The following is a 1,247-nucleotide window of genomic DNA, read 5'->3' on the forward strand; positions in this document are numbered from 1 at the left end:
CGGCACACGGTGTCGGCGGCGCGCCCCGGGGCCCCGGGGCGGCGGCTCAGACCACCGGTGGGCGGCCCAGGCGTGCCATCAGCCACACGGTGCTCCACCGCATCGGGCGCCGCTCGCCGCAGGGCGTGCGGACGCCCTCGGCGAAGCCGCCGAACCAGGCGCGCAGGCCCGAGCCCGACCGGGTGCGGGCCAGGGTCAGGGCGGTCCACGACCCGAGGTAGAGCGGCACCAGCAGCGCCGGGAGGTTCCGCTTGGCGAGCCAGACCCGGTTGCGGGCCGTCATCCGGTAGTAGACCCCGTGCCGGGTGGGCGCGGTCCGCGGGTGCTGGAGCACCAGCTCGGGGGCGTAGAGGATCTTCCAGCCGTCGTCCAGCGCCCGCCAGGCGAGGTCCGTCTCCTCGTGCGTGAAGAAGAAGTCGTCCGGCCAGCCGCCGACCCGCTCCAGCATCCGCATCGACAGCGCGTGCCCGCCGCCGAGGAACGTGGTGACCTGGCCGCCCCGCATCGGGTCGGTCCTGCCGATCCGCGGAACGTGCCGCCGCTGGGTGAACCCGGTCTCGTCGGCGATGCGGAAGCTGACGATGCCGAGCGCGGGGTCGGCGTCGTACATCGCCGACACGCGGCTGAAGACGTCCGTCTCGATCAGCAGACCGTCGTCGTCGAGGTCCACCAGGACGTCGACGTCCCCGAACTCGCGCAGCCGCTCCATGGCGACGTTGCGGCCGCCGGCCACACCCAGGTTCTCGGGGAGTTCCACTCCCGTGACGCCCGGCGGGAGTTCGGTCAGCGCGGCGCCGTTGGAGACCACGACGATCCGGGTGGCCGGCAGGTCCTGCGCGGCCACCGAGTCGAGCAGCGCCCGCAGTTCGGCCGGGCGGGTGCCCATCGTCAGTACGGCCACGCCCACACGCGCTCGGGACACGTCCACATCTCCATCTGTTGCCGGTCGTGACCCGCGAGCTTAACGGGATCCGTCCGGCAGATGTACGCACGTGAGCTCGCCGGGGTCGCGGACGACGTCCACCGCCGTGACCGGGAAGGCACCCACCGTGACGGACACCACGGCAAGGCATCCGCCCGGGCCCCGGACGACGAGGCCGGGCGCGCCGGTGACCACGGGCGATGCGATGTGCTCCAGGTAGGGGCGCAGCTCCGGGGCGGGTTCGCGGCGGCGGAAGTGGACCCGGGCGAGGAGTTCCCGCGCGTCGACGATGCCCCTCGTATCGCGTCGCGGACCCGGCATGTCC

General features: G+C 73.7%; 1 protein-coding gene and 1 pseudogene. Both read right to left on the minus strand.

Going from position 1 to position 1,247, the window contains the following annotated elements; all coding sequences use genetic code 11:
- Positions 1–46: 46 nt before the first annotated feature.
- Positions 47–922 (minus strand): glycosyltransferase family 2 protein, encoded by an 876-nt coding sequence (locus EAO77_RS35325; protein WP_187283556.1) that lies wholly within the window; start codon positions 920–922, stop codon positions 47–49.
- Positions 923–1,129: 207 nt separating this feature from the next.
- Positions 1,130–1,243, minus strand: a pseudogene (locus EAO77_RS35330) (AraC family transcriptional regulator); the annotation flags it as partial.
- Positions 1,244–1,247: the final 4 nt, after the last annotated feature.

The sequence above is a fragment of the Streptomyces sp. T39 genome (genome assembly GCF_008042045.1).
Taxonomy (GTDB): Bacteria; Actinomycetota; Actinomycetes; order Streptomycetales; family Streptomycetaceae; genus Streptomyces.